Source organism: Microbispora sp. CA-135349 (assembly GCF_050947365.1).
Lineage (GTDB): Bacteria > Actinomycetota > Actinomycetes > Streptosporangiales > Streptosporangiaceae > Microbispora.
The window spans coordinates 6017243-6043939 of the sequence record NZ_CP192001.1 but is presented as its reverse complement, the minus strand read 5'-3'; the positions used below and the strand labels follow the sequence as shown (position 1 = coordinate 6043939).

Below are 26697 nucleotides of genomic sequence, written 5' to 3'. Positions count from 1 at the left end.
CAGAGAGATTCAGGTGGTGAGAGGGTTTCCGGAGGTGGGGTCCCGTGGGTCCGGCCGGGCCGGGCCGGACCCACGGGACGTCTTTGTCAGCCGCCCGTCAGCCGCGCAGCTGCTTGATCAGCGCCTGCGCGTCACGGATGAGCGCGTCGCCCGCGGCCTTGTCGGTCACCCGCTTGGCGTCGCCGGCGAATCCGGCGAACCGCTCCAGGGCCTTGATCGCGTTGTCCTTCTTGCCCATGCCGGCCTGCTTGGCCGCCTGGTCCAGCTGCGCGGTCAGGACGTCACCGTCTTCGGTCACCGTGCCGGCGTTCCTGAAGGCGGTGAGGAGGGCCTTCACGTCCTCGAAGGAGGTCGTGACCGTGAAGGTCACCGACTTCTTCGTGACCTGGCCGGCCTTGTCCTTGGCGGTCACGACCAGCTCGTTCTCGCCGAGCGGCAGCTTCCACAGGGGGAGCGCCTCACCCGACTTGACCTGCAGGTCGCCGACGGCGCCCGTCACGCTCGCCAGGCCGGAGCCCGCGTCGGTCGCGGTGAAGACCGGCGTGATCGAGGCCGAGTCGCCGTGCTCGCCGGATTCGACACCGCTGACGGTCAGCTCGGGCGCGGTCTTGTCGATCTTCACCGTGACGGTGCCGATCTGCGAGACGTTGCCGCCGCTGTCGGTCGCGCGGTAGCGGACCTCGGTGGTGCCCTCGGTGCTCAGGGTCACCGGGTTGTTGGCGTTCGACCAGGTGCTGCCGCCGTTGACCGAGTACTGCCGGCTCGCGACCGTGCCGTTGTCGGTCGCGGTGACCGTCAGCGTCACGTTGCCGGTGTACCAGCCGTTCTCACCGTTCGGCTGGGCCGGGTTGAGGGTGGCGGTCACGGTCGGCGGGGTCTTGTCGGCGGCGCCGTCACCCACGAAGGTGAACGCGTCCACCTCCACACCGCCGGTCGAGGTGACATAGAGCTTGCCGCTGCCCGTGGGGGCGTTCTTCAGCTCGGTCGTCACCGTCTGCCAGCCGGAGCCGGCCGGGATCGCGACGGTCGCGAACGGGGCGGCGGTCGGCGAGTTCCACCGCAGCGACAGGGTGCCCGCGCCACTGGCCTTGGTCTTCACCGAGCTGATCCCGGCGAGATTCACCGGGTCGTAGCCGATGTGGTCGCCGGCGTCGAACGAGGTGACCTTGTTGAGGCCGGAGGCCGTCTCGTCCTGGGTCTTGGTGACGCCCTTGCTGTCGTCCCCGTGCTCGGCCTCCATGAGCTTGGGGTTGAGGACCAGGGTCGCGTCACCGGTGGCGCCGGGAATGCCGTTGGCGCCGTTGTCGCGGTAGCTGACCACGACGACGCCGAAGATGTTCTCGGTCTCGCCGTGCTCGGGGGCGTCCGCGGGGGTCGCCCAGGTGACGGTGCAGCCCGTGCCGGTGGTGATCGGGTGGGCGTGCGTGTCGTGGCCGAGGCCGAAGGTCCACGCGACCCGGCTGCAGGTCGGGTTGTCGCCGTCCTCCTGGTCGGCCACCTTGACCGTGAACGGCACCGCGTTGCCCCAGTCGATGAAGGAGCCGTCGCCGGGGGTCTGGATGCTCACCTTGGGGGCGGTGTTGCCCACGGTGATCTCGGCGGTGGCGAGGCCGAACCTGCCGCCCGCGTCGGTGACGCGGAGCCGGGCGGTGTACTGCCCGAGCTTGTCGTAGGTGTGGCTCGCCGTCACGCCCTTGGCGTCGAAGGTGCCGTTGCCGTCGAAGTCCCACTCGTAGGTCAGGTCGCCGGCCTCGGAGTCGGTGGACTTGGCGCCGCTGAACTCGACGGTGAGCGGCGCGTCGCTGCCCGAGGTCTTGTCCGTGGTGATCTTCGCCTGCGGGGCCTTGTTGCCGGGCGAGTAGTCGATGCGGTACAGACCCGAGTCGGGGTTGGCCCGGAAGAAGCCGTCGCCGTACTCGAGCACGTACAGCGCGCCGTCGGGGCCGAACTCGAGGTCCATCGGGTTGTCCGTGATGGGCATCGCCATCTTGGTCAGCTCGGCGTTCGGCAGGAAGTGCTCAAGCTTGGTCACCGGGCCGTCCGAGCCGGACACGGTGAACGCGGCCAGGTAGTCCTGGGAGAACTCGCCGAAGAAGAACTTGTTGTCCCAGTATTCGGGGAACTTCGTCGGCGACGGGTTGGCCGGGTCGAAGTGGTAGACCGGGCCGCCCATCGGGGCCTGCCCGTTCTGCACCGGGTCGAACTCGGTCAGCCCGGACCACTCCGCCGGCTGGTCGCTCGCGCGGTCGCCGTAGTACAGGTCGGCCGGGGTCGCCGGCGGCACCGTGTCGAGGCCGGTGTTCCACCGCGAGGTGTTCTTCGCCCCCGCCGCGCAGTCGAACCAGTCACGCGGCTTGGAGGTCGCGTAGTCCCAGTTGTTGTAGTTGAAGTTGTCGCCCGTGCAGTACGGCCAGCCGCCGTTCATCGGCTTGTTCAGCGGGGTGACGTTCCACTCGACGAGACCCATGGGGCCGCGGTTGGGGTCGGCGGCGCCGGCGTCCGGTCCGTAGTCGCCCCACGACAGCGTGCCGGTCTTCCCGTCGACGTCCATGCGGAACGGGTTCCGCACGCCCATCACGAAGATCTCGGGCCGGGTCTTGGCGGTGCCCTTGGCGAACAGGTTCCCGTCCGGGACCGTGTAGGAGCCGTCCTCCTGCACGGTGATCCGCAGGATCTTGCCGCGCAGGTCGTTGGTGTTGCCCGCGCCGCGGCGGTCGTCGAAGCCCGGGTTCATGCCGGGGGCGTCGTTGTTGGGCGCCATGCCGTTCGCGCCGGGGGTGCTGGCCGGGGTGTTGTCACCGGTGGCCAGGTAGAGGTTGCCCTCGTCGTCCCAGTCGAAGTCACCGGCGACGTGGCAGCACTGCCCGCGGTTGGTCTCGACCTTGATGATGACCTGCTCGGTGGACAGGTCGAGCTTGTCGCCATCCCACTTGAACCGGGAGAGCTGGTTGTAGCCCTTCCACTGGTTCCAGTACGACTCGTCCGCGCCGGCCGGCAGGGAGTTGGGCGCCGAGCCCGCGGGGGTCTCCGCCGGGTACGGCCCGGTCATCTTCCGGGGCGCGTAGTAGACGTAAACCCACTTGTTGTCGGCGAAGTCGGGGTCGATGCCGATCGTCTGCAGGCCGTCTTCGGAGTTGTTGTAGACGTCGATCCTGTTGATGATCTTCGTCACGCCGCTGGCGGGGTCGGTCATCCGGACGTCGCCGTTGCGGGCGGTGTGCAGGACGCGGCCGTCCGGCAGGATCGCCATGTCGATCGGCTCGCCGACGTCCTTGGTGAGGGTGACCTTCTCGTAGTTCTCCCAGTGCAGGGGGTCGTCGTGCGCCTGCGCCGGTGCGGCGGTGAGCGCCGCCGCGAACGGGAGCGTCAAGGCGGCGGCGAGAACGCCGCCCAGTATGCGAGTACGCTTCAAGTCTGCTGCGCCTCTTCTTCCGGGGGGGTGACAGGGGAAAGGCGGGCCGCCGCGTGCCGGTGGAACGGGTCGAACGCGTGGCGGTCCGCCATACTCGTCGAAGTCGTCAGCCGCGCAGAGCGGACATGTTCCGGTAGCTCAGGTCCGCGTACTGGAGGGACTGGCCCGGGTTCGACGCGTTGCCGGGGGCGTTGTCCTGCTCGTACATCGGGTTGTGGTAGCCCTTGGCGCCCACGCCGCGCAGGAACGCCGCGTAGTCGATGTCGCCGGTGCCGAACGGAACCATGTCGTAGCCGTTGGCCGTGCCGGTGTTGATCTTGCCGTCCTTGGCGTGGAACAGCGGGAACCGCTTGGTCTGGGCCTGCACGACGCCGAGCGGGTTGAAGACCTGCGTCTGGGTCGACCCGTCGGGAGCGGTGAAGGTCTTGTGCTTGTACTGCGCGACGTGGGCCCAGAAGATGTCCATCTCGAGCCAGACGTGCTTGGGGTCGGTGATCTGGAGGAAGTACTCGAGGCGGCGGATGCCGGAGGAGCGGGTGGGCCGGCCCTGCGCGTCGAGCGGGCCGCTGTCGAGCAGGAAGCTGTAGGCCACGTCGTGGTTGTGCGTGTACAGCTTGAGGCCCGCGGCGGTGGCGATCTCGCCGAGCGCGTTCCACTTCTCGGCGGCGACGTCCCAGTCGGCCTTGTAGGCGCTGCCGGTCGGGTCGCTGCCGGTGCCCACGTGGGCCATGCCGAGGATGTTGGCGATCTCGAGGTGGAGCTTGAACCGGTCCAGGTCGGCCTGGTTCAGCGGCCAAGAGCCGGGGATGAAGCCGTGGTTGCCCTGGGCGACCAGGCCGTTGTCGTCCAGCCAGCCGCGCAGCAGCTTGGCGCCCTCGACGCTCTCCAGGCTGGCGCCGCCCTCGGCGTTGCGGTGCTGGCTGTAGCCGGCGAACTCCACCTGGGCGTAGCCGATGCGGGCGAGCTCCTCGAACACGGCGCGGAAGCCGGAGGGGAGGTTGCTGGACTGCGGGTCACGGGAGATGGCGTCGCGGACCGTGTAGAGGATGATGCCGCGCCGCGGCGGCGGGACCAGAACGCCGTTCGGGCCGTTGCCCGCGGGGGCCGCCTGCGCGACCGACTTCATCGGACCGGCGGCCGCCACGGCGGCGGCCGCCGCCATGCCGGTCGTGGCCGCGAGCAGCTGGCGGCGGCTGAGCCCCAGCCTGCGGCCGAGTGTGCCGGCCGTCTCCATCTCTTCTTCGTACGCACTCATCGTCGTGCCAACTCCATTTGCGTGAAGAACCTTGTTCCCCCGATGACGCGGCCGAGCCGCTGGTGACTCCCCAGAGCGGACGAGAGGGTCAGGCGTGATGAGCCGCTCCCGGGGCGGGGGACCCACGGGGTGGGCTGCCCGGGTGCTGTCGTTCGCCTCACTCCGACCCCTCGTTACTGTGCGGAGCACTTGGCGAGCAAGTTACGACACTTTTACTCTTCTGGGAAGAAGTTTCGCCATGATCTTTTGAACTTTGTCTTTGTAGAGGACAAAGTCGGCGACTCGCCAGGATCCGCGGCGGCGTGGCGCGCCCCCGCTCCCCATCGCTCGGGCCGGGAGGGGTGGGTAACCGGGCCTGGTTGCACCGTTCCCACGCAGGTGGATGAACTTTCCATAACTCTCGGGGGACTTTTTCTTGTCAGTGACGAAAGATCCCTCTTACTATCCGAATGTTCCGGGTCATCCTTCATACCCGAGTTGACGGGAGAGTTACAGTGCCCATCGGTGTCTGGCTGGTCGGCGCGCGAGGGTCCGTCGCGACCACGGCTGTGGTCGGGGCGGCAGCGGTCCGCGCGGGAGCGGCCCCGCCCACCGGCTGCGTCATCGAGGCCCCGGGTTTCCCCGGGGGATTCGTCCCCTTGCGTGACCTGGTGTTCGGCGGTCATGACGTGGCCGCGGTCCCCTTGCGCAAGAGGGCCGAGCTGCTCGCCCAGGCGGGCGTGCTGCCTCCCGTCCTGACAACCCTGCTCGCAGCCGACCTCGACGCGGCCGACGCGGAGATCAGGCACGGCTACGTCCCCGGCGAGGAGAGCCAGGCGGAGGCCGCGCGGCGGCTGGCCGCCGACATCACCGGCTTCCGGGAGCGGCACGGCCTGTCCCGGGTCGTCGTGGTGGACGTGTCGTCGACCGAGCCCCCGGCGGAGGTGCCGTACGCCCGGCTCGCCGACCTGGAGGAGGCGCTCGCGTCCGGGCAGGACGTCCTGCCCGCCAGCTCCCTCTACGCGTACGCGGCCTTCCAGGCCGGTTGCGGCTACGTGGCCTTCACGCCCTCGTCGGGCCCCACCCCGCCCGCCCTCGACGAGCTGGCGCGGCGCAACGGCGTGCCGTACGCCGGACGTGACGGCAAGACCGGCGAGACGCTGGTCAAGAGCGCGCTCGCGCCGATGTTCGCCGGCCGCGCGCTGCGGGTCCGCTCGTGGTCGGGGCTCAACCTCCTCGGCGGCGGCGACGGCGCCACGCTGGCCGATCCCGCGGCCCGGGAGAGCAAGTCGGCGAGCAAGGCGCGCGCCGTCCCCGCGATCGTGGGCGAGGACGTCGAGGGCCTGACGCACATCGACTACGTGGCCGACCTCGGCGAGTGGAAGACCGCCTGGGACCACATCACGTTCGAGGGTTTCCTCGGCGTGCGGATGACCATGCAGTTCACCTGGCAGGGGTGTGACTCGACGCTGGCCGCCCCGCTCGTCCTCGACCTCGTGCGCCTCGTCGCGCGGGCCCACGAGGCCGGGCACGGCGGCGTGCTTCCCGAGCTCGGCTACTTCTTCAAGGACCCGCTGGGCGGCGCCGGGCACGACCTGCCCACCCAGTACGCCCGGCTGGTGGCGTTCGCACAGACCCTCACGGGTGAACGGCCGTGAGAGCCTGGCTGGAGCTGGTCCGCGCGCCCGCGGCGCTGTCGGTTCCCGGGGACACGCTCGCCGGTGCGGCGGCGGCCGGGCGATCGGCCCGGCCCGGCCTCGCCGCCGCGTCGGTCCTGCTCTACTGGGCCGGCATGGCGCTGAACGACTGGTCCGACCGTGAGCTCGACGCGGTGGAGCGGCCGGAGCGGCCCATCCCCTCCGGCCGGATCAGCCCGGCGGGGGCGCTCGGGGTCGCCGCCGCGCTGACCGGCGCCGGGGTGGCCGCCGCCGGGATCTTCGGCGGCCGGCGCGGGCTCGCGATCGCGGGCCTGCTCGCGGGTTCCGTGTGGGCCTACGACCTGAAGCTCAAGCACACGCCGGCGGGTCCGGCCGCGATGGCGGCCTGCCGCGTGTTCGACGTCCTGCTCGGCGCGGGCCCGGGCACCCGGGCCGCGGCCCCCATGGCCCTGGCCGTCGGCGCGCACACGTACGGCATCACCCTGCTCGGCCGGGCCGAGGTCGACGGCGCCGACCCTCCGACGATCGTCGGCGCGATGGCCGCCACCGGCGCGTCCGCGGCGCTGGCCGCCTTCGCCTGCCGCGGCGGCGGGACCGCGGCGCGCCTCGGCGCCGCCGGGCTGGTCGCCGGGTACCTCGCCACGGCCGGGCGGGCCCAGGTGGCGCTGTGCACCGACCCCGACCCCCAGCACGTGCGGCAGGCGGTGCGGATGAGCATCCTCGGCCTGATCCCGCTGCAGGCGGCGGGGGTGGCCGGACGGGGCAGGCTCGCCCAGGCGGCGGCGCTGCTGGCCGCGTTGCCGGCCGGCCGCTGGCTGTCGGCGAAGGTGGCCACGTCGTGATATGGGCCTACTGCACCAACGGCTTCCGCGATCATCCGCTCGATCAGACGCTGGAGGTGCTCGCCGACCTCGGTTACACCGGTGCGGCGGTCACGCTCGACCACGGGCACCTCATGCCCGGCGCCTCTCCGGCGGAGGTCGGGCGGATCGCGGCGCTGGCGGGGCGGCTCGGCCTGGCCCTCGCCGTGGAGACGGGCGGCAGGTACACGCTCGACCCCCGGCGCAAGCACTTCCCGACGCTGCTGCACGACGAGGCCGGGGCGCGGGTGGACTTCATCCGTGAGGCGATGCGGATCGCTGCCGACCTCGGCGCTCCCGTGGTGCACCTGTGGAGCGGCATCCGGCCGCCCGAGGTGCCCGAGGCCGAGGCGTGGGACCGGCTCGTACGGCACTGCGAGCGCCTGCTCGGCGAGGCGGACAAGGCGGGCGTCACGCTCGGGTTCGAGCCCGAGCCGGGGATGCTCGTGGCGGACCTCGCCGGATACGAACGGCTGCGCGGCCTGCTCGGCGGGCACCCGAGGTTCGGCCTCACCCTCGACATCGGGCACTGCCGCTGCCTGGAGCCGTACGACGTGCCCGAGTGCGTCGAGCGGGCGCTGCCGCACCTGGTGCACGTGCAGATCGAGGACATGCGGCGGGGCGTGCACGAACACCTCGAGTTCGGCGAGGGCGAGATCGACTTCCCGCCCGCGCTCGCCGCGCTCGACGGTTTCGGCGGGCTGGTCGCCGTCGAGCTGGCCAGGCACAGCCACGCGGCCCCCGATGTGGCGCGAAGGTCGATCGAATTCCTGAGGAGGGCACATGACCTGGCTGGCGCAGGCCGCAGCGGACGTTGAGCGCGACCCGGAGACCGTCTACGCGCTGTTCCCACGGGCCGCGCGGGAGGGCGGTCCCGGCGCCCGTGCCGAGCTGCTGAGAACGCTCACAAAGGCGGCCCAGGACCCGGCGGCGGCCATCACGAAGCTCTACTGGCAGGGCGACGCGGGGGAGCGGCTGGAGATCCTGGAGACGCTTCCGCAGCTCGACCTCGGTCCGGCCGCTCTCCCGCTCGTCCACGACGCGCTGCGGACCAACGACACCCGGCTGGTCGCCGCCGCGCTCGGCCCGTACGGCTCGGCCTGGCTGGACGACCACGCCTTCCGGCAGGGCGTGCTCAAGTGCGTCTTCATGTCCGTCCCGCTCGCGTCGGTCGAGGGCCTCGGCCGGCGCTTCGACGAGGAGCTGCGGCGTATGCTGGCCGACTTCGCCGCCGAGCGCCGCGCGGCCGGGCGTCCCGTTCCCCCCGACGTTCTCGAGAGGCTCTGATTCCGATGAGGATTTTCGACCCCCACATCCACATGACGTCCCGCACGACGGACGACTACGAGCGCATGTACGCCGCAGGGGTCCGTGCCATCGTGGAGCCCGCCTTCTGGCTCGGCCAGCCGCGCACGAACGTCGGCAGCTTCCTCGACTACTTCGACGCGCTGCTGGGCTGGGAGCCCTACCGCGCGGCGCAGTACGGCATCCGCCACCACTGCACGCTCGCGCTCAACCCCAAGGAGGCCAACGACCCGCGCTGCGCCGGCGTGCTGGACGAGCTGCCCCGCTACCTGCTGAAGGACTCCGTCGTGGCCGTCGGCGAGGTCGGCTACGACTCGGTGACGCCGGAGGAGGACCGCGTCTTCGAGGCGCAGCTGGCGCTCGCCGAGGAGCACGGCCTGCCGGTGCTCGTGCACACGCCGCACCGTGACAAGGCGGCCGGCACCCGGCGCACGCTCGACGTGGTCAAGGGCATGGACCCGGGCAAGGTCCTCGTCGACCACCTCAACGAGCTGACCGTCGGCATGGTCCGCGACGCCGGATGCTGGGCGGGCTTCTCGATCTACCCGGACACGAAGATGGACCCGGACCGGATGGTGGCGATCCTCAAGGAGTACGGCACCGAGCGGATGATCGTGAACTCCGCCGCCGACTGGGGGCGCAGCGACGTGCTCAAGACCCGCGAGGTCGGCGAGGCCATGCTGGCCGCCGGGTTCACCGACGAGGACGTCGACAGGGTGCTGTGGCAGAACCCGGTCGCCTTCTACGGCCAGAGCGGGCGCCTGCACCTGGACGACGTCGAGTCCGGCGGCGACTACGAGGGCAACACGATCCTGCGCGGGACGCGCTGACCATGCGCCTGCTGCATCCCTCCGGCTCCGTCGTCCACCTGGCGTACTGCACCAACGTCCATCCCGCCGAGGACCTCGCCGGGATCCACGAACAGCTGTCCGGGGTCGCCGCCCGGGTGCGGGCGCTGACCGGCGCGCCGGTGCTCGGCCTCGGGCTGTGGCTGTCGTCCCGCGCGGCGCGGGCGCTGCGGGCCGACCCCGCGGAACTGGCGCGGCTGCGCGCCCGGCTCGACGAGCTGGGGCTGGAGGTCGTCACCCTCAACGGCTTCCCCTACCAGGGCTTCCACGACCAGGTCGTCAAGCTCCGGGTGTACCGGCCCGACTGGGCCGAGCCGGAACGGCTCGCCTACACCCTCGACCTGGCCGAGATCCTCGCGGTGCTGCTGCCGGACGACGTGACCGAGGGCTCGATCTCGACGCTGCCCCTCGCCTGGCGCACGGAGTGGACGCCGGACAAGGCCGCCGCCGTCGACGCGAACCTGGGCGCGCTCACCCGGGGCCTGCGGGCGCTGGCGGAACGCACCGGCAAGACGATCCGCGTCGGCTTCGAGCCGGAACCGGGCTGCATCGTGGAGACCACCCCGCAGGCCGTCACGTTGCTGGCCGGCGCCGATCCCGAGCACCTCGGCGTCTGCCTGGACGCCTGTCACCTCGCCGTCGGTCTGGAGGAGCCCGCCGCCGCCGCCGCCCTGGGGCTGCCGATCGTGAAGCTCCAGGTGTCGGCCGCGGTCGAGGCGCCGCCGGGCGGCCAGGCGGCCCTGGCGGCGTACGAGGAGGAGCGGTACCTCCACCAGACGCGCTGCGCGGCGGGCTACACCGACGACCTGCCCGAGGCGCTGGCCGGAGGGCTTCCGGGGGACCTGCCGTGGCGCACGCACTTCCACATGCCGCTGCACGCCGCGGCCCCGCCGCCGCTTACCACGACCACCGCGTACCTGGAGGACCTGCTGGAACGTCTCTTGGCCTCCCCGGACGCGCCCCTAACCCGGCACCTCGAGGTCGAGACCTACACCTGGAGCGTGCTGCCCGGGCCGGTGGACATCGCCGAGGGCATCGCGGCCGAGCTCGACTGGACCCGGCGGCGGCTCGCCGCCCTCGGACTTAAGGAGATCTGATGGCGCCCGTCGTCGTCGTGAACGTCGTCGGCCTGACCCCGCGCCTGCTGGCGCACATGCCGAACGTGGCCAAAGTGGGGGCCGCCGCGTCCCTGACGCCCGTGCTGCCGGCGGTGACCTGTTCCGTGCAGGCCACGCTGCTGACCGGATCGATGCCGCGTGACCACGGCATCGTCGGCAACGGGTGGTACTTCCGTGACCTCGGCGAGGTCTTCCTGTGGCGGCAGCACAACCGGCTGATCCAGGGCGAGCAGCTGTGGGACGCGGTGCCCGGGATCCGCACCGCCAACGTCTGCTGGTGGTACGCCATGGGCGGCTCCAGCGACTTCATCGTCACCCCGCGGCCGATCTACTACGCGGACGGGCGCAAGGAGCCCGACTGCTACACCCGGCCGCCGTCGCTGCACGACGACCTGGTGGGCGAGCTGGGCGAGTTCCCGCTGTTCACCTACTGGGGACCGACGGCGAGCATCACCTCGTCCAAGTGGATCATCGCGGCCGCCCGCCGGATCCTCGCGAAGGAGCGGCCCGACCTGCTCATGGTCTACATCCCGCACCTCGACTACGACCTGCAGCGCTTCGGGCCCGACGCGCCGCAGGCCGTCGCGGCGGCCCGGGAGGTCGACGCCGCGCTCGCGCCGCTGCTGCGGGAGGACGCCACGGTGGTCGTGCTGTCGGAGTACGGCATCACCAACGCCTCACGCCCGGTCGACGTCAACCGCGCGCTGCGCAGGGCCGGGCTGCTGGAGGTCTACACGCAGGACGGCATGGAGTATCTCGACCCCTGGGCCTCACGGGCCTTCGCGGTCGCCGACCACCAGGTCGCCCACGTCTACGTGAACGACACCGCCGACCTGCCCCGCGTACGCGACATCGTCGCCGAACTGCCGGGTGTGGACGAGGTGCTGGGCCAGGAGGGCAAGGCGAAGTACGGCCTCGACCACGAGCGGGCCGGCGATCTCGTCGCCGTGGCGGACCCGGACGCGTGGTTCACCTACTACTACTGGCTCTCGGACGACCGGGCGCCCGACTTCGCGAAGCTCGTGGAGATCCACCGCAAGCCCGGCTACGACCCGGCGGAGCTGTTCATGGATCCCAACGACCCGCTGGTGAAGCTGCGCGCGGGCGCGGCGCTGGCCCGCAAGAAGGCGGGCATGCGCTACAAGATGTCGGTGGTGCCGCTCGATCCCGCGCCGGTGCGCGGCAGCCACGGCCGGCTGCCCGACACGGCGGCGGACGGGCCGGTGCTGCTGGGCCCCTTCGACAAGGACGCGTACGCCGCGACCGAGGTCAAGGGCCTGCTCACCCAGCTTCTGAAGCGCTGAGCCGTACGAAGGCCGAGCGTGGAAACGGCCGCCGCCCCCACGGGGCGGCGGCCGTCGCGTGCGGCGGGGCTCCTCGGACGCCCGCGGCTCACTCGGCGGAGAAGACGTGGTCGCTGATGAGCCGGGTCGCGCCGATGATCCCGGCCGCGTCGCCGAGTTCGGACAAGACGATGGGCAGGTTGCCGGTCGCCAGCGGCAGCGAGCGCTGGTAGACGACGCTGCGGATCTCCGCGAGCAGCGCGTGACCCAGGCCGGCGACGCCGCCTCCGATGATCACCAGGCCGGGGTTGAAGAAGCTCACGAGCGACGCGAGCACCATGCCCATGTGCCGGCCGCCCTCGCGAACCATCCGGACGGCGGCGGCGTCGCCCGAGGCCGCCGCCGCGGCGACGTCCTCCGCGGTCAGCGCGCCCTCATGGGTGAGCCGTTCCGCGAGGAAGGGGGAGTCGCCCGACTCCGCCGCGGCCAGGGCGTCGCGGGCCAGCGCCGCGCCGCCGAAGTACGCCTCCAGGCAGCCGGTGTTGCCGCAGGTGCACAGGGGACCGTCGTCGGACACCCGGATGTGGCCGATGTCGCCGGCGCTGCCGGTGACCCCACGGTAGATCTCGCCGTCGACCACGATGCCGCAGCCGATGCCGGTGCCGATCTTCACGAGCAGGAAGTCGCCGACGGCCCTGGCGAGGCCCGCGTGCAGCTCGCCGAGCGCCATGATGTTCACGTCGTTGTCCACGAGCACCGGGCAGCCGAACTCCCGGCTCAGCGTCTCCCGCACGGGGAACCGGTCCCAGCCCGGCATGATCGGGGGCGAGACCGGTGTCCTTTCGAGAAAGCTCACCGGACCGGGAACTCCGATCCCGACACCGTGGATCTCGGTCGTCTCGCCGGTCCGCAGTTTGCCGACGAGCTCGAGGGCCTGCTCCAGCACCGCCTCGGGGCCGTCCCGCACGTCCGCCGGCTTCGACAGGTGGCCGAGCACCTCCAGCTCGCCGTTGGTCACCCCCACGTCGATGGACGTGGCGCCGATGTCGATGCCGACGAAACGCAGGTGCGACGCTATCCGGACGATGCCCGACCTGCGGCCGCCCCGCGAGGCCGCGAGCCCGCCGGATTCCAGGAGCTCCAGTTTGCCGAGCCGGTCGAGTTCGAGGGCGAGCCTCGACGGCGACAGACGGGCCACCTCGCCGAGTTCGGCGCGCGAACGCGCGCCGTCCTGACGCAGGAGGCGCAGGAGCCGCGCCTGGTGCGGGTTCTCGGGGCGAGCCGTCATTCGCTTCACGCCGCTCTTCGCATCGGGGAATCGGGGTGCGTGCCAGAAGTGACTCTACTTCTGCTCTTACGGCATCAACTTTATTACAGCGAACCCTTACTTTTTGCCCTATACGTGAAAAGTTTCTGAGAATCTTGCCTTCCGGGCGGCTTTGCGGGTCAATGTTCCGGTACGTGACTATCTGTGTTCGTGCAGTGGGGGCCCGGCTTCCGGTATTGCGGCGGACACGCCCCGCGCCGGTTCGGAACCCGCGTCTACGGGCCGGTAGCTTTGCCCCATGGACGGGATTGCGGGTCGCCATGTGGTCGTCGTCGGCGGGGGCATCGCGGGTCTGGCCGCGGCGCTGCACCTGAACCGGGCCGACGCCGGCCTGCGGATCACCGTGCTGGAGGCGGCGCCGAGAACGGGCGGCAAGCTGTACGCCTCACAGGTGGCGGGGATCGAGGTCGACGCGGGCGCCGAGTCGATGCTCGCGCGGCGGCCCGAGGGCAAGGAACTGGCCCGGCTCGCCGGGCTCGGCGACGACCTGGTGGACCCCGGCACGACCCGGGCCTCCGTCCTGTCGCGCGGGTCGCTGCGCCCGCTGCCCCGGCAGCAGGTGATGGGCGTCCCCTCGGACGTGGTCGCCCTCGCGCGCTCGGGCGTCCTGTCGCCGGCCGGGCTCGCCCGGGTGCCCCTCGACCAGTTCCTGCCGCCCACGCTCGTGACCGGCGACGTCTCCGTGGCGGCGTACATCCGGGCCCGGATGGGGAGCGAGGTCGTCGACCGGCTGGTCGAGCCGCTGCTCGGCGGCGTGTACGCGGGCCGGGCCGACACTCTGTCGCTGGACGCCACCATGCCGCGGATCGCCGCCGTCGCCCGCACCGAGCGGTCGCTGCTGCAGGCGGCCAGGAGCATCGCCGCGGAGGCGCCCGCGGACGCCGGACCGGTCTTCACCACGCTCAGGAGCGGCCTGGGCGCCCTGCCCGCCGCGGTGGCCAAGGAGTCGGGCGCGCAGATACGCACCGGTGTCACCGTGCGCGAGCTGATCCGTACGCCGGACGGCTGGCGGCTGATCGCCGGTCCCACCCGGGACGAAGAGGTGATCGACGCCGACGCCGTCGTCCTGGCGGTCCCCGCGCGGCCCGCCTCCCGCCTGCTGCGGCGCGAGGTGCCGAAGGCGGCGGCGGAACTGGCCGGCATCGAGTACGCCAGCATGGCGATCGTCACCCTCGCCTACCCCAGGACCGCCTTCCCCGAGCAGCCGGAGGGCAGCGGCTACCTCGTGCCGCCGGTCGAGGGCAGGCCGGTCAAGGCCGCGACGTTCAGCAGCGTCAAATGGCCCCACCTGGCCGAGGCCGACCGCGACGTCGTCATCGTGCGGTGCTCGGTCGGCCGCCTGGGCGAGGAGCTCGTGCTCCAGCGCGACGACGCCGAGCTGACGGCCCTCGCGACGAACGAGATGGCCGAGGTCATGGGCGTGCGGGGCCTGCCGCTGGACACCCGGGTGACCCGCTGGGGCGGCGCGCTCCCGCAGTACGACGTGGGCCACCTCGACCGGATCGCCCGCGTGCGCGCCGCGATCGCCGGGCAGCCCGGTCTCGCCGTCTGCGGTGCCGCCTACGACGGTGTGGGCATCCCGGCCTGCGTCGCCAGCGCCCGCACCGCCGCCGGACTCGTCCTCGAGCACCTGCGGGAGACCCGGGACGCGGCACCGGCCCAGGACGCCTGACCGGGCGCGGCCACCGGCCGCCGGTCCGCCCGAGCGGCGGTACCCGGCGGCCGGACCACCGCGCCGTACCGGCAGAATGGAGGCATGACGGAGCCCGCCCCGCGCCCCAAGGCACGCGATCTCAACCTGGTCATCCGCTACACCATGTGGTCGGTCTTCCGGCTGCGCGACCGGCTTCCCGCCGCCCGCGAGGGCGTGGCCGACGAGGTCGAGGAACTGCTCGCGCAGGCGGCGGGCAAGGACGTGACGACCCGCGGCTGCTACGACGTGGCCGGGTTCCGCGCCGACGCCGACTTCATGTTCTGGTGGCACGCGCCCTCTGCCGAGGACCTGCAGGAGACCTACACCCGCTTCCGCCGCACCGCCCTCGGGCGCGCGAGCGAGCCGGTCTGGTCGGCCATGGCCCTGCACCGCCCGGCCGAGTTCAACAAGTCCCACATCCCGGCCTTCCTCGCCGACGAGGAGCCCAAGGGCTTCGTGTGCGTCTACCCCTTCGTACGGTCCCTGGAGTGGTACCTGCTGGAGGACTCCGAGCGCCGCAGGATGCTCGCCGAGCACGGGAAGATGGCCCGTGACTACCCCGATGTGCGGTCGAACACGGTCGCCTGCTTCGCGCTCAACGACTACGAGTGGATGCTGGCCTTCGAAGCCGACGAACTGCACCGCATCGTCGACCTGATGCGCCACCTGCGCGGAGCCGAGGCGAGGCGGCACACCAGGATCGAGATCCCCTTCTACACGGGCACCCGCAAGCCGGTCAGCGAACTCGTCGCCGCGCTGCCCTGACGATCGCGAACGCCAGGACGCCCCAGGTGAGGGCCTCGACGAGGGGGCCCGCCGCGCCGAGCGCCATCGCCAGCGGCAGCGTCGCCGGGAGGACGACGGCGACCGCGCGGGGAACCGGCGCCGAGCGGAAGACCGCGATCGCCAGCGGGACCAGGCCGGCCATCCACAGCACGATCCCCGGCGCGTACAGCGCGCCGAGCGGGTCTGGCGGGTTCGTGGCGAGGACGAAGGTGGCGGTCACCGGGACCGCCACGACCGCGTGGCCGAGGCCGTACAGCAGCGCCCCGGCGTCGCCGATCCGCCCCCAGCCCGGCTCCGGGCGGCCGACGCGGCGCAGGGCCAGGACTGCGGCGACCGCCGCCGTCAGGTGGAGGGCGTACGCGCCCTCGCAGACGTAGTCGCCCACGGAGGCGAACGGCACCGTCTGCGTGTGCAGGATCTGCGTCACCCCGAGCGCCAGCGCCGCCGCGGCGGCGAGGAGGGGAGCGGCGGCGAGCGCGGCGATCCGGCCGGGCGCGGCGGACGGGACCGCCGCGCCGTCCGGCTCGTCCCGGCCCTGCGGCCCGTCCTGGCGGGCCGGGCGTGGCGATGTGGTGGCGTCCATGAGGATCTCCTCCGGGATGGGCTGTCGTTACCCGTCCAGGTTCGGACCGCGCCGATCCCGAAGGCAGGAGCCGATGTTCCCGTCGGCCCGGGAACGCCTCCCGAGCCGCGGGGGCCGGGCTCAGCCCGGCGCGAGCCCCGCCGAGCGGGCGGCGGCGACCGCCTCGGCCCGGTCGCGCACGCCGAGCTTGACCAGCACACCGGAGACCGTGTTGGCCACGGTCTTCGGGCTGACGCCCAGACGCGCCCCGATCGCCTGGTTGCCCAGGCCCAGCGCGACGAGTTCGAGGATCTCGTACTCCCGGTCGGTGAGCGCGGGGAACGGCCGCGGGGACACGCGGGGCGGCGCGTGCAGCAGCTTGATCACGGCCTCGGCCGCGCCGGTCCCGAAGACGGCCTGGCCCCGGGCCGCCGCCCGCACCGCCGCGATCACGTCGTCCTGGGCGGCGTTCTTGAGCAGGTAGCCCCTCGCGCCCGCGCGGACGGCCGCCAGCAGCGACAGGTCGTCGTCCGACATCGTGAGCATGATCACGCTGGGTGGGCGGGGTCCCGCCGACAGGCGCCGGGTCGCCTCGATGCCGTCCATGCCCGGCATCGCGATGTCCATCAGCACGACGTCGGGGGAGTGCTCGCGGACGGCGGCGAGCGCCCGGAGGCCGTCCTCGGCCACCGCGACGACCTCGATGCCCTCCACGGTCGACATCAGCGCCCCGAGGCCGTCGCGGACCACCGGATGGTCGTCGACGACGAGCAGCCTGATCACATGCCCGATCACATGTCCGTTCACAGGGGAATCCACGCGGTCACCACCGTTCCGCCGCCCGCGGCGGCTCCGATCGTCAGCGTTCCGTCCAGTTCCTCCACCCGCTCCCGCATGGAGGTCAGCCCGACTCCCGGGACGGCCTCCGGCCCGAGTCCCCGTCCGTCGTCGCGCACGCTCAGCTCGAAGCCGTCCGCGGCCCGGCCCAGCCGCACCGCGCAGCGGCGGGGCGCGCCGTGACGCACCGCGTTGGTCATCGCCTCGCGGGCCACCAGATAGGCGGTGACCTCCACGGCGGCCGGCAGGCCGCTCACGTCCCCGGCCGCGATCTCGATCTCCACCCCGCCGTCGCCCAGCGTCGCCGCGGTGTGCTCGACGGCGCCGGCCAGGCCGAGCTGCGCCAGCTCCGGCGGCCGCAGCCCCCGCACCAGGCGGCGTACGCCCGCGCCCGCCTCGGCCACCTGGGTCCTGATCTGGGTCAGCAGGCCGCGGGCCCGCTCGGGGTCGGCCTTCAGCGCGTTGCCCGCCGCGTCCACCGTGAAGCCGATGCCCGCGAGGAAGGCGCCCAGCCCGTCGTGCAGGTCCCTGCTGATCCGCCGCCGTTCCTCCTCCCTCGCGGTGACCAGCAGCGCCCGCGAACGCTGCAGCGCCGCGGCGCGGTGGGCGGCGGCGAGCGCGGCCCCGGCGTGGGAAGCGAGCGGGGCGAGCGCCCGTGCGTCGCCTTCCGACGACCCCAGGGTGCCGAGGACCTCGTCCTGGAAGCGCAGCGGCACCGACACGCCGAGCGGGGCGGGAGTGCCCCGCTCCACGACCTTCAGCGGCTCGCCGGGCGCGCCCAGTTCGGCCCGTACGTAGGGGGCCCGGGTCGCCTCGGCCACGGCGTCGGCGACGGCGGCCAGGATCTCCCCGGGCTCCGAGGTCGCGGCCAGGCGGGCGCCCAGCCGGGCGTGGACGGCCTCGGGGTCGGGTCCGCCGCCGTACAGGATGCGGCCGGAGGCCCGGCGCAGCCAGCGGTGCAGCGGCTCGACCGCGACCGCCACCGCCACCGCTGCGGCGACGTGCGCCCCGGTGAGCCCGTCGACCGTGAGGTACAGCAGGGCCAGCGCCCCCGCCAGCAGCCCCAGGGTCAGCACGCGGCGCAGCCACGGGCCGGTCGCGTACAGGTCGTGGCGGAGCATCGCCACCCCGACGCAGGCCGGCAGGGCCAGGATGAACGGCACGCCGGCGGCGGGCAGCCGGGTGACGGCCGGCAGGAAGACCCCCGCCACGAACGCGGCGGCGCCGAGGCAGATCCACAGCAGCTGGGTGCGCTCCTCGCCCTGCGCCCTCGCCGTACGGACGACGAGCCCGGCGGCGCAGGCGAGCGAGGTCGCGGCCAGGATCACGACGACCACCGGCAGTGCGTCCCGCGCCGGCGCCAGGGCCTCGACCGCGAACGGCCGGCCCGCGCCCTCCGGCACGAGTGCGGCCACGACCGTGAACGCCGCCGTGGCGGTCGCCCCTGTCACGGCCACCGGCCGCCAGGCCCGCCCGGGCAGGCGGCCGTCCGGCACGAGCAGCAGCAGGACGCCGCCCACGGTCAGCAGCGCGGGGGCCCAGGCCCACGTGCCCACCCAGGCGGCCCAGCGGGCGCCCGGCAGGCCGGGCCGTGCGGAGTAGGAGTCGGCGAAGTAGGCGACGGCGCCGAGCACGGTCACGAGCGAGCAGGGACCGACGGCGCCGCCCTTGCGACGGGCCACCAGATAGGCGCCGAGCGGGGTGAAGCCGAGCGCGACCGCCGCGTCCACGGGGTCGGCGCCGCCCAGCGCCCCGCCGGCCGTGACCAGGACGCAGGCCAGCCCGAACACGAGCCAGGACACGACGGCGGGCACCGCACCCTCCCTCTCCGAACGGCCCCTTTCTCCCTCCGAACGGCGGGGACCATGACCCGTTCAGAAGGGACATTGTGGTGGATCTCGCACGAAGCAGTGGAAACGGTCTTGGCCGCGTGAAGTCTTTGCCATACTGTGACGAAGGATCGACGTTCATGTGAGGCAGAGTGGCAAGCGGGCTGGCACGTTCCAGGGGGCGCCGCCGCAGGAGGCGGGCCCGTTCACACGTCGTCGAGGTGTCCCTCGGGGTGGCCGCCTTCGCCGTCGGAGCCGTCGCGATCGCCTGGCCGTTGTCGCGTTCGGACGCGGCGGCCCCCGAGCGCGCGGTCGCCGCGCCCGCGCCGCAGGCCTCCCCGGCCGGCGAGCTGACCGTCGCGAGCGTCGACACCGGCAAGAAGGCCGACGACAAGCGGGACAAGAAGGCGGCCGAGAAGGCGTCGGGACCGTCGAAGTACACCGACAAGAAGGCGGAGGCCTACTTCCGCAGCAGGTGGACCGACAAGACGGCCAAGCGGGTCAAGGACATCCGCACCACCGGCGGCTACCTGCGCATCTACACGAACCTGCCGGAGAACGCCGACAACTCCAAGGCCGCGATCACCCTGTGCAAGCGCGGCCTGGAGTACCTGGCCGAGCGGGGGGAGGCCAACCCCGTGGTGTTCGTCCAGTCCCGGTTCGGCGAGAACGGCAATCCCGTCCTCGCCAACGTCCTCGGCCCGGACGACGACGACTGCCGGGTCACCTACCCCAAGCCGAAGTGAGCCTCACTCGGCCGGCCGCAGGGTCAGGCAGACGGAGTTGATGCAGTACCGGTCGTCGGTCGGCGTGGGATAGCCCTCGCCGTGGAACACGTGCCCGAGGTGCGAGTCGCAGCGGGCGCAGCGGACCTCCACACGGCGCATCCCCAGCGAGTCGTCCTCGTGCAGGGTCACGGCGTCCGACTCCGACGGTTCGTAGAACGACGGCCAGCCGCAGTGCGACTCGAACTTGGTCTCCGACCGGAACAGCTCCGTTCCACAGGCGCGGCAGGAGTAGACGCCGACGGTCTTCGTGTCGACGTACTCGCCGCTGAACGGCCGCTCCGTCCCCGCCTGCCGGAGCACCCGGTACTCCTCGGGGGACAGTTGCGCGCGCCACTCGGCGTCGCTCTTGATGACCTTTTCCATGCGTATCACCCTGCCTTCGGCGGCCCCTCGCGGGATTACGAACTCATGAACTCCCCGGACGCCTGAGATCTTCCCCGCACGGGTTCTCGGTGCGAAGCATCCTTTCCCGGGTCTTCCTGCGTCTTCACCGATGAGAGGGCTGATCGCCGTACCCGCGCGGCGGTGGTCGCCCGCACCGCCGTCAGGGCGGCGAAGCACCCGACCCGTGCTGGACGCCGCCGGACGGCGAGAGGAGGCCGCCCGCGGGCGGCCGTCGTGGTCCGTCCCGTCGCGTGCGGCGCCGTCCGAACGCGAGCGCGCCGTACGCGACCACGAGCCGCGCCGCGAGAGCGCGGCCGTGGGAGCGCCCGGTCCGGCCGCCGTCGGCAGCCCGGGACGGACCACCTTCTCCGGGTAGGGTCACGTCCATGGCTTCGCCGTACATCGAGATAGAGGTGGGTGGCCGCACGGTCAAGGTCACCAATCCGGACAAGGTCTACTTCCCGGAGATCGGCGCCACCAAGCGCGATCTGGTGGAGTACTACGTGAGCGTGGGGGACGGCGTGCTGCGCGCCCTGCGGGAACGGCCGACCTACCTCAAGCGGCACCCCGACGGCGTCGGCACGGAGGCGATCTACCAGAAGCGGATGCCCCGGCATCCGGACTGGATCGAGACCGTCACCGTGCGCTTCCCGAGTGGGCGCACCGCCGACGCGTTCTGCCCGACGGAGGTGGCGGCCGTCGCGTGGTGCGCCAACCTCGGCACGATCGACTTCCATCCGTGGCACGCCCGGCGCGGCGACCTCGACCACCCCGACGAGCTGCGCATCGACATCGACCCGCAGCCCGGCACCTCGTTCGAGCAGGCCCGCGCGGTGGCCTTCACGGCCAAGGAGATCCTCGGCGAGCTGGGCATGACGGGCTTCCCCAAGACCTCGGGCAGCCGCGGCATCCACGTGCACGTGCGCATCGAGCCCCGCTGGACCTTCACCGAGGTGCGGTACGCCGCGATCGCCTTCGCCCGCGAGGTCGAGCGGCGCTCGGACCTCGCGACGAGCGCCTGGTGGAAGGAGGAGCGGGGGGAGAAGGTCTTCATCGACTACAACCAGAACGCCCGCGACCGCACGGTGGTGGCCGCCTACTCGGTCCGGGCGCGGCCCGACGGCAGGGTCTCCGCCCCCGTGACGTGGGAGGAGCTGGCCGGCTGCGACCCGGGCGACTTCGACCTCAAGACGATGCCGGAGCGGTTCGCCAGGCTGGGCGACGTGCAGCGGGCGATCGACGACCGGGCCCACGACATCGGCACGCTGCTGGAGTGGTACGACGCCGACGACCGGGGCGACATGCCGTATCCGCCGAACTATCCGAAGATGCCCGGCGAGCCGAGGCGCGTCCAGCCCAGCAAGGCCAGGCCGGCCGGCGGGGAGAAAGCCGTCGAATGACCCGCCGGCACGCGCATGGCCTGCCGCGGTTCCCTGCACTGCGTCCCGTACGGGGCGATGCCGCATTCGATGGAGATGCGCTCACATGCCGCCGGCATCCTGATCCCGGCGGTAATTCGGTTGCGGGGCGTGGACCGAGCGTGATGATCCGGCCCGTGCTTGCTGACCTGTGGCCCCAATACGGCCTGACCATCGTCACACAACGGCTCGAACTCCGCCTGCCGCGCGAGGCAGAGCTGGCGGAGCTCGCGAACCTCGCAGGCAGAGGCGTACACCGGGCAGACGAGCGCCCGTTCTTGACGCCGTGGACCGACGGCGGTCCCGAACCCTGGCCTTCGACCACCTCGACGCACGTGCCGCGCGTACCGAGGTGTTCCAGGACAACCACGCCTCTCAGGGCGTGTCCCGCAAACTCGGCTACGAGCACGACGGCATCTCGGTCGACGCCCGCGGCGACGAGGCCGTGGTTTCCGATCGTCTGCGGCTCACCAGGCAGAAGTGGGCGCAGCGGAACGGGCGGGCGGCAAGAGTCGACGGGATGACAGCGTGCCGCCCGATGTTCGGCCTCTGACCACATCCGCTCACGCCACGACGCGCTCTGCCGGGCCGCGAGCCGTTGCTTGGTGATCGCGGACGCGACGTTTTTGTCCGCCTGTCTCCGCTCTTGATCGGCTCTTGCATCACCGCGCGGTGTCCCTGGAGACGGGTGCGGGGATGGTCCTGGCGAGCGCTCGCCGACGGGGGAGCGGGCGCTCATCCCCGGGCAAGACCGCGTACGGACGAACCTGGAACACCCAAGAGCCCCGCCCTCGTACCGCTGCCGAGGGCGGGGCCGCCTTGCACAAGACCGAGCGGGGGGAGACAACCGGATGTGCCTGAGCTGCGGCTGCGGCGAGCCTGACGACGACCACGGGAATCCCGACCACATCACCTGGGCGGATCTGGAGAAGGCATCCAGGGCCGCGGACATCAGCCCGGCGCAGGCCGCCGACAACATCAGGTCCGGGATGGCGTCCGTCGGCACGCCACCTTCCTGACACCGGGTCTCCGGCCGCGCGTCCGACGAGGAGGCGGGCCGTTTTCCCCTGAGCTGGACCAGGCGGAAACTCGCTAGACCGATACGTATGGAGAGTGACCAAGTGACAACACCGGTCAAAAGGATCACGATGTCCAAGCCGTTCTGCGCCCTCGCCGGCGTCGGCCCCTACGCCCTGGCCAAGGCCGGCGAGGTGTATGAGGACATGGCCGTCCGTGGTCGCAGGCTCGTCAGCAGGATGAGCCGGGAGGCCGCGCAGGAGTTCGAGGAGACCGCGCACGAGCTGGACGACCTGTCCAGGACCGCGCGTGCGCAGGAGAGGCAGGAGAGGGAGCGGGAGACCGTCGGCCAGGCGACCGGCCGGGCCCGCGCCACGACGTCCACCAGGGCCTGACGCGCGGCCGCGGCCGCCGGTCCTGCCGCTGCCGGCCCGCGTGTGGCCCTGCCCTGTCCGAGGGCGGGGCCACACCGCCGGGGCCCGCCACGCGCGGCTCAGCGCGTCCGCGGCCACACGTCGTCATAGCGGTAGCCCAGCCTCTCGACGTCCAGGACGGCCGCGACCGTGTCGCCGTACCGCGGCAGGCGGCTCTCCTCGGTGACGTTCCCGTACGCCGACCGGACCGGGGCGTCGGGATGGCGCGAGCGCCACATGTGCCACAGCAGGTCGCCGAAGCAGGCGACGGGCCAGAACAGGGGGTCGTTCGGGGCGGCGGACTGGGCCAGGTCGCCCCCGATGCCCATCTGCACCGCGCCCATATGGATCTCCAGTTGCATGTTGAACACCTGAAAATCCGGATTTTTCAGCATGTTCGCGATGAGCTCGGAGGAGGCCCATGCGGGGATCTTCTCGCCGTCGGCATAGGAACGCCGGAGCGGATGGACCCGCGGAACTTTGGCGGTCCACCCGGCGAACGCGCCGTCGAGCACGGCCTGATCACGCGTGGCGCTTCCGTTTCCCCCGAAATACGCCTTCGACAACACCGCCGAGCGCTGCGGCGCCCGGCCGTCGAGCGGCCAGTCCCAGTAGGGCACGGACACGGACGGATCGACGCGCTGAAGCTCCCGCTCGAAATCCAGGAGGTATCGGCGCTGCCAGGGCAGGAAGAAGCCGTTGGCGTGGGTGGCCGAGAAGTCGTCCGCGTAGGCCTTGACCAGCGCGTCGTAGGTTCCCCGCGCCTTCAGGGCGCGCACGGCCCGGACGAACGCCTCCCACTGCTGCGTGCTCATGTCACGGACCCGCCGGCGGGCCGGCGGCCGGGGCGGGTCCGCGTACGCCGCCGTCCCGCGCACCCCGGACGCGATCGCCGCCGTGCCCCACACCGCCGATGCCAGCACTTCCCGCCTGCTCGGCCCGCGCATCTCCGCCCCCAGAATCTCGCCCGGATCCAACGCCTGTCCGACGGGCGGAAAGACTAGAACGAGAAAGCCGCCGGGACGCGAATTTCACGCCGTGTCGGCAAGGACCGGTTCAGGGGACGCGTCCGACCGCGGCGAGGATGTTCGGGCGGCTGAGGTCGACCTCGGCCTCCCATTCCTGCTCCGGCCGCCAGGCGGCCACCGGCACGATTCCGGGTTCGAGCAGCTCCAGCCCGTCGAAGTAGGCGGCGATCTGCGCGTGGTCGCGCGGCTTGGACGACCCCGCGCTCGACCGGCGGTACACCTCCCGCACCTCCCGGTCGGTCCGGCTGCCGACCTGGCCGGTGTAGCCGTGGGAGATGACCAGATAGCTGCCGGGCGCCATGGCCGCGCGGAACGTCGCGACGATGGCCTCCGCCTTGGCGTCGTCCGGCACGACATTGAGGACCGAGAGCATCAGCACGGCGATCGGCCGGGACAGGTCGAGGTGCGCCCGCAGGTCCGCGTCGCCGAGAATCGCCTCCGGGGCGTTGATGTCGCCCTGGACGACGATGGTGCCGGGACTGTCGGCGAGCAGGGCGCGGCCGTGAACCAGCACGATCGGGTCGTTGTCCACGTAGGCGACCCGGGCCTGCGGGGCCACGGCCTGGGCGACCTGATGCACGTTCTGCTGGGTCGGCAGCCCGGCGCCGACGTCGAGGAACTGGTCGATCCCCTGCTGGGCGAGAAACCGGACGATGCGCCCGAGGAACTCGCGGTTGGCCCGGGCGAACTCACGCACGTTCGGCACGAGGGAGATCATCTTCTTCGCGGCCTCGCGGTCGGCCTTGAAGTTGTCCTTCCCGCCCAGGAAGTAGTCGTACATTCGCGCGATGCTCGGAGTGTTCGGATCGACGCCCTGTGGTACCTCGCCGTACTCGGTCATGCCTTGTGCCTCCCGTCCCCGTTTGTTGATCATCATGCCACCGGGAGCGCCGAGCCGTCCGGCGAATGAGACGAACCGCCGAAGTCGGACGGGCGGTCCCCGCCGAACGGGCCGCGGGAAGGGAGTGGGGAAGGGAGGGCGGGGCGTCGCGGGCGGCCTTGTCGGTGGGGTGTGCCACTGTAGGAGACGTGCGCCGCATCCACCCCTACGCCGAGGTCGAGCCGGACATCCCCGCCGCCTACGCCTACCCGCGCGACCACTGGCTGCGCCTCAACATGGTGGCCAGCGCCGACGGCGCGGCGTGGGCCGACGGCCATTCGGAGGGCCTGTCCGGCCGCGCCGACAAGCGGATCTTCGGACTGCTGCGCGGCCTGGCCGACGTCGTGCTGGCCGGGGCCGCCACCGTCCGCACGGAGGGATACCGCCCGGCCCGCCCGCGCGAGTCGTGGCGGGCGCTGCGGGAGGGCAGGCCCCCGGCGCCGCCCATCGCCGTGGTCACCCGCCGCCTCGACCTCGACCTGGACGCTCCGCTGTTCACCGAGGCCGAGCCGTACGCCCGGACGATAGTGATCACGACGGAGTCGGCGCCGAAGGAGCGCCGCGAGGAGGCGGCGGGCAGGGCCGAGGTGATCGTCGCGGGTGACGAACGGGTGGATTTCGCGACGGCCGTGAGCGAGCTGCGCGACCGGGGGCTCGGCCGCGTCCTGTGCGAGGGCGGCCCCCGGGTGAACGCGCAGCTGGCCGCCGCCGGCCTGGTCGACGAGCTGGCGCTGACCGTGAGCCCGCTGCTGATCGGCGGCGACGCCGCGCGCATACTGGACGGCGTCGCATCGCGCACGCCGCTGACCCTCGCCCAGGTGCTCGAAGAGGACGGCTTCCTCTTCTGCCGATACATCAGGGAGGCGCAGGATGAAGCTTCCGGTTGAGCCGCAGATCCCCGACCTGGATCTGCCGGTCGTGCCGCCCATCGCGCCGATGCTCGCAAAGGCCGTCAAGGGGCTGCCGAAGCAGGACGGCACGCTCTACTACGAGCCGAAGTGGGACGGCTTCCGCTGCATCGTCTTCCGTGACGGCGACGAGGTCTTCCTGGGCAGCAGGAACGAGCGGCCCTTCACGCGCTACTTCCCCGAGCTGGTCGAGGCCGTCAGGCGGGAGCTGCCGCCCAAGTGCGTCGTGGACGGCGAGATCGTGCTGATCAGGGGCCAGTCGCTCGACTTCGACGCGCTGCAGCAGCGCGTCCACCCCGCGCAGTCCCGGGTGCGGCTGCTGGCCGAGAACACGCCCGCGTCCTTCGTCGCCTTCGATCTGCTCGCCACCGGGACGGAGGACCTCATGGAGGCGCCGTTCTCGGAGCGCAGGTCCCGGCTGGAGGAGATGCTGGCGGGCGCGGGCCGGTCCGTACGGCTCACGCCGGTCACCCAGGACGAGGGCCGGGCCGCCGGGTGGTTCGACGCGTTCGAGGGCGCCGGGCTGGACGGCATCGTCGTCAAGCCGGGCGACCAGCCGTACACGCCGGACAAGCGCGTGATGTTCAAGGTCAAGCACGAGCGGACCGCCGACTGCGTGGTGGCGGGCTACCGCGAGCACAAGTCCGGGCCGGTCGTCGGCTCGCTGCTGCTCGGGCTCTACTCGCCGGACGGCCGCCTGCACCACGTGGGCGTCGCCGCGTCGTTTCCGATGAAGCGGCGTGAGGAACTCGTCGAAGAGCTCGCGCCGTACCGGGTGGAGGACCTGAGCGAGCATCCGTGGGGACACTGGGCCGAGGTCGCGGCGGGCGGCGCCGAGGGCCAGCGCCTGCCCGGCGCCGTCTCGCGGTGGAACGCCAAGAAGGACCTGTCGTTCATCCCCCTGCGGCCGGAACGGGTGATCGAGGTGGCCTACGACCACATGGAGGGCGACCGGTTCCGCCACACCGCCCAGTTCCGCCGCTGGCGCCCGGACCGCACCCCCGAGTCCTGCACCTACGAGCAGCTCGAACGCCCGGTGAGTTACGACCTCGACAAGATCCTCGCCCGCTGACCGGCCGGGCCGCCGGGCGGCGTGCCCCGGCGTCGCG

Annotated in this window: 26 protein-coding genes; 17 read left to right on the top strand and 9 right to left on the bottom strand. The window is 72.2% G+C overall.

Features of this window, described 5'->3' with window-relative positions; genetic code table 11:
• Positions 1-97: 97 nt before the first annotated feature.
• Positions 98-3412: a PQQ-dependent sugar dehydrogenase gene (locus ACQPZZ_RS27755; RefSeq protein WP_432923836.1), complete on the bottom strand. Its 3315-nt coding sequence runs from the start codon at positions 3410-3412 to the stop codon at positions 98-100.
• A 106-nt stretch (positions 3413-3518) separates the two neighbouring features.
• Positions 3519-4667, bottom strand: a complete 1149-nt coding sequence (locus ACQPZZ_RS27750; RefSeq protein ID WP_432923834.1) for a sugar phosphate isomerase/epimerase family protein — start codon at positions 4665-4667, stop codon at positions 3519-3521.
• A 494-nt stretch (positions 4668-5161) separates the two neighbouring features.
• Here ACQPZZ_RS27750 and ACQPZZ_RS27745 point away from each other — a divergent pair, with 494 nt between their 5' ends.
• The 7 genes from ACQPZZ_RS27745 to ACQPZZ_RS27715 are packed head-to-tail and all read left to right on the top strand — an operon-like array spanning position 5162 to position 11739.
• Positions 5162-6304, top strand: coding sequence for an inositol-3-phosphate synthase (locus ACQPZZ_RS27745; protein ID WP_432923832.1), 1143 nt, complete (start codon positions 5162-5164; stop codon positions 6302-6304).
• On the top strand, positions 6301-7146 hold the full coding sequence (locus ACQPZZ_RS27740; RefSeq protein ID WP_432923830.1) for an SCO3242 family prenyltransferase: 846 nt from the start codon (positions 6301-6303) through the stop codon (positions 7144-7146). The genes ACQPZZ_RS27745 and ACQPZZ_RS27740 overlap by 4 nt, the downstream gene beginning before the upstream one ends.
• On the top strand, positions 7143-7982 hold the full coding sequence (locus tag ACQPZZ_RS27735) for a sugar phosphate isomerase/epimerase family protein (protein ID WP_432923828.1): 840 nt from the start codon (positions 7143-7145) through the stop codon (positions 7980-7982). Before ACQPZZ_RS27740 ends, ACQPZZ_RS27735 begins: the two co-directional genes overlap by 4 nt.
• On the top strand, positions 7948-8451 hold the full coding sequence (locus ACQPZZ_RS27730) for an EboA domain-containing protein (RefSeq protein WP_432923826.1): 504 nt from the start codon (positions 7948-7950) through the stop codon (positions 8449-8451). Before ACQPZZ_RS27735 ends, ACQPZZ_RS27730 begins: the two co-directional genes overlap by 35 nt.
• A gap of 5 nt (positions 8452-8456) precedes the next feature.
• Positions 8457-9299 (top strand): TatD family hydrolase, encoded by an 843-nt coding sequence (locus ACQPZZ_RS27725; protein ID WP_432923824.1) that lies wholly within the window; start codon positions 8457-8459, stop codon positions 9297-9299.
• Between the two features lie 2 nt (positions 9300-9301).
• A complete protein-coding gene (gene eboE, locus ACQPZZ_RS27720; RefSeq protein WP_432923822.1) occupies positions 9302-10414 on the top strand; it encodes a metabolite traffic protein EboE in 1113 nt (370 codons plus the stop codon).
• A complete protein-coding gene (locus ACQPZZ_RS27715; protein WP_432923820.1) occupies positions 10414-11739 on the top strand; it encodes an alkaline phosphatase family protein in 1326 nt (441 codons plus the stop codon). The genes eboE and ACQPZZ_RS27715 overlap by 1 nt, the downstream gene beginning before the upstream one ends.
• An 88-nt stretch (positions 11740-11827) precedes the next feature.
• Here the strand turns inward: ACQPZZ_RS27715 and ACQPZZ_RS27710 are convergent, their stop codons facing one another.
• Positions 11828-13006 carry an ROK family protein gene (locus ACQPZZ_RS27710; RefSeq protein ID WP_432923818.1) on the bottom strand — a complete coding sequence of 393 codons (1179 nt, stop codon included), beginning with the start codon at positions 13004-13006 and terminating at the stop codon, positions 11828-11830.
• 277 nt (positions 13007-13283) lie between these two features.
• Between ACQPZZ_RS27710 and hemG the strand changes: the two genes are divergently transcribed.
• Together hemG and hemQ are read left to right on the top strand one after the other, a co-directional pair.
• Positions 13284-14717: a protoporphyrinogen oxidase gene (gene hemG / locus ACQPZZ_RS27705; protein ID WP_432923816.1), complete on the top strand. Its 1434-nt coding sequence runs from the start codon at positions 13284-13286 to the stop codon at positions 14715-14717.
• An 84-nt stretch (positions 14718-14801) separates the two neighbouring features.
• Positions 14802-15503 carry a hydrogen peroxide-dependent heme synthase gene (gene hemQ / locus ACQPZZ_RS27700; RefSeq protein WP_432923814.1) on the top strand — a complete coding sequence of 234 codons (702 nt, stop codon included), beginning with the start codon at positions 14802-14804 and terminating at the stop codon, positions 15501-15503.
• On the opposite strand, the gene ACQPZZ_RS27695 is transcribed toward hemQ, so the two are convergent.
• The 3 genes from ACQPZZ_RS27695 to ACQPZZ_RS27685 form a co-directional block, all read right to left on the bottom strand.
• Positions 15475-16107: a hypothetical protein gene (locus tag ACQPZZ_RS27695; protein WP_432923812.1), complete on the bottom strand. Its 633-nt coding sequence runs from the start codon at positions 16105-16107 to the stop codon at positions 15475-15477. The two genes, hemQ and ACQPZZ_RS27695, sit on opposite strands and share 29 nt — an antisense overlap.
• 120 nt (positions 16108-16227) lie before the next feature.
• Entirely contained in the window at positions 16228-16893 is a 666-nt protein-coding gene (locus ACQPZZ_RS27690; RefSeq protein WP_432923810.1) for a response regulator, read from the bottom strand.
• Positions 16890-18737, bottom strand: coding sequence for a sensor histidine kinase (locus ACQPZZ_RS27685; RefSeq protein WP_432923808.1), 1848 nt, complete (start codon positions 18735-18737; stop codon positions 16890-16892). Before ACQPZZ_RS27685 ends, ACQPZZ_RS27690 begins: the two co-directional genes overlap by 4 nt.
• Before the next feature lie 236 nt (positions 18738-18973).
• On the opposite strand from ACQPZZ_RS27685, the gene ACQPZZ_RS27680 reads away from it, so the two are divergent.
• A complete protein-coding gene (locus ACQPZZ_RS27680) occupies positions 18974-19498 on the top strand; it encodes a hypothetical protein (RefSeq protein ID WP_432923806.1) in 525 nt (174 codons plus the stop codon).
• Positions 19499-19501: 3 nt separating this feature from the next.
• Here the strand turns inward: ACQPZZ_RS27680 and msrB are convergent, their stop codons facing one another.
• Complete coding sequence (msrB, locus tag ACQPZZ_RS27675) at positions 19502-19903, bottom strand: peptide-methionine (R)-S-oxide reductase MsrB (protein WP_363638681.1); 402 nt, start codon at positions 19901-19903, stop codon at positions 19502-19504.
• A 205-nt stretch (positions 19904-20108) separates the two neighbouring features.
• On the opposite strand from msrB, the gene ACQPZZ_RS27670 reads away from it, so the two are divergent.
• The 5 genes from ACQPZZ_RS27670 to ACQPZZ_RS27650 all read left to right on the top strand — a co-directional run bounded on the left by ACQPZZ_RS27670 (position 20109) and on the right by ACQPZZ_RS27650 (position 22754).
• Positions 20109-20300, top strand: coding sequence for a hypothetical protein (locus ACQPZZ_RS27670; protein WP_432923804.1), 192 nt, complete (start codon positions 20109-20111; stop codon positions 20298-20300).
• Between the two features lie 10 nt (positions 20301-20310).
• On the top strand, positions 20311-21324 hold the full coding sequence (gene ligD, locus ACQPZZ_RS27665; protein WP_432923802.1) for a non-homologous end-joining DNA ligase: 1014 nt from the start codon (positions 20311-20313) through the stop codon (positions 21322-21324).
• Between the two features lie 304 nt (positions 21325-21628).
• Positions 21629-21895 (top strand): hypothetical protein, encoded by a 267-nt coding sequence (locus ACQPZZ_RS27660; RefSeq protein WP_432923800.1) that lies wholly within the window; start codon positions 21629-21631, stop codon positions 21893-21895.
• Between the two features lie 298 nt (positions 21896-22193).
• On the top strand, positions 22194-22361 hold the full coding sequence (locus tag ACQPZZ_RS27655; protein ID WP_363638689.1) for a hypothetical protein: 168 nt from the start codon (positions 22194-22196) through the stop codon (positions 22359-22361).
• A gap of 129 nt (positions 22362-22490) precedes the next feature.
• Positions 22491-22754, top strand: a complete 264-nt coding sequence (locus tag ACQPZZ_RS27650; protein WP_363638691.1) for a hypothetical protein — start codon at positions 22491-22493, stop codon at positions 22752-22754.
• Between the two features lie 98 nt (positions 22755-22852).
• Here the strand turns inward: ACQPZZ_RS27650 and ACQPZZ_RS27645 are convergent, their stop codons facing one another.
• Positions 22853-23695 carry a tyrosinase family protein gene (locus tag ACQPZZ_RS27645; RefSeq protein ID WP_432923798.1) on the bottom strand — a complete coding sequence of 281 codons (843 nt, stop codon included), beginning with the start codon at positions 23693-23695 and terminating at the stop codon, positions 22853-22855.
• A gap of 133 nt (positions 23696-23828) precedes the next feature.
• Positions 23829-24641 carry an SAM-dependent methyltransferase gene (locus tag ACQPZZ_RS27640; protein ID WP_432923796.1) on the bottom strand — a complete coding sequence of 271 codons (813 nt, stop codon included), beginning with the start codon at positions 24639-24641 and terminating at the stop codon, positions 23829-23831.
• Between the two features lie 188 nt (positions 24642-24829).
• Here ACQPZZ_RS27640 and ACQPZZ_RS27635 point away from each other — a divergent pair, with 188 nt between their 5' ends.
• Together ACQPZZ_RS27635 and ACQPZZ_RS27630 are read left to right on the top strand one after the other, a co-directional pair.
• A complete protein-coding gene (locus ACQPZZ_RS27635) occupies positions 24830-25567 on the top strand; it encodes a pyrimidine reductase family protein (RefSeq protein WP_432923794.1) in 738 nt (245 codons plus the stop codon).
• Positions 25551-26660, top strand: a complete 1110-nt coding sequence (locus ACQPZZ_RS27630; protein WP_432923792.1) for an ATP-dependent DNA ligase — start codon at positions 25551-25553, stop codon at positions 26658-26660. Before ACQPZZ_RS27635 ends, ACQPZZ_RS27630 begins: the two co-directional genes overlap by 17 nt.
• The last annotated feature ends 37 nt before the right edge of the window (positions 26661-26697 follow it).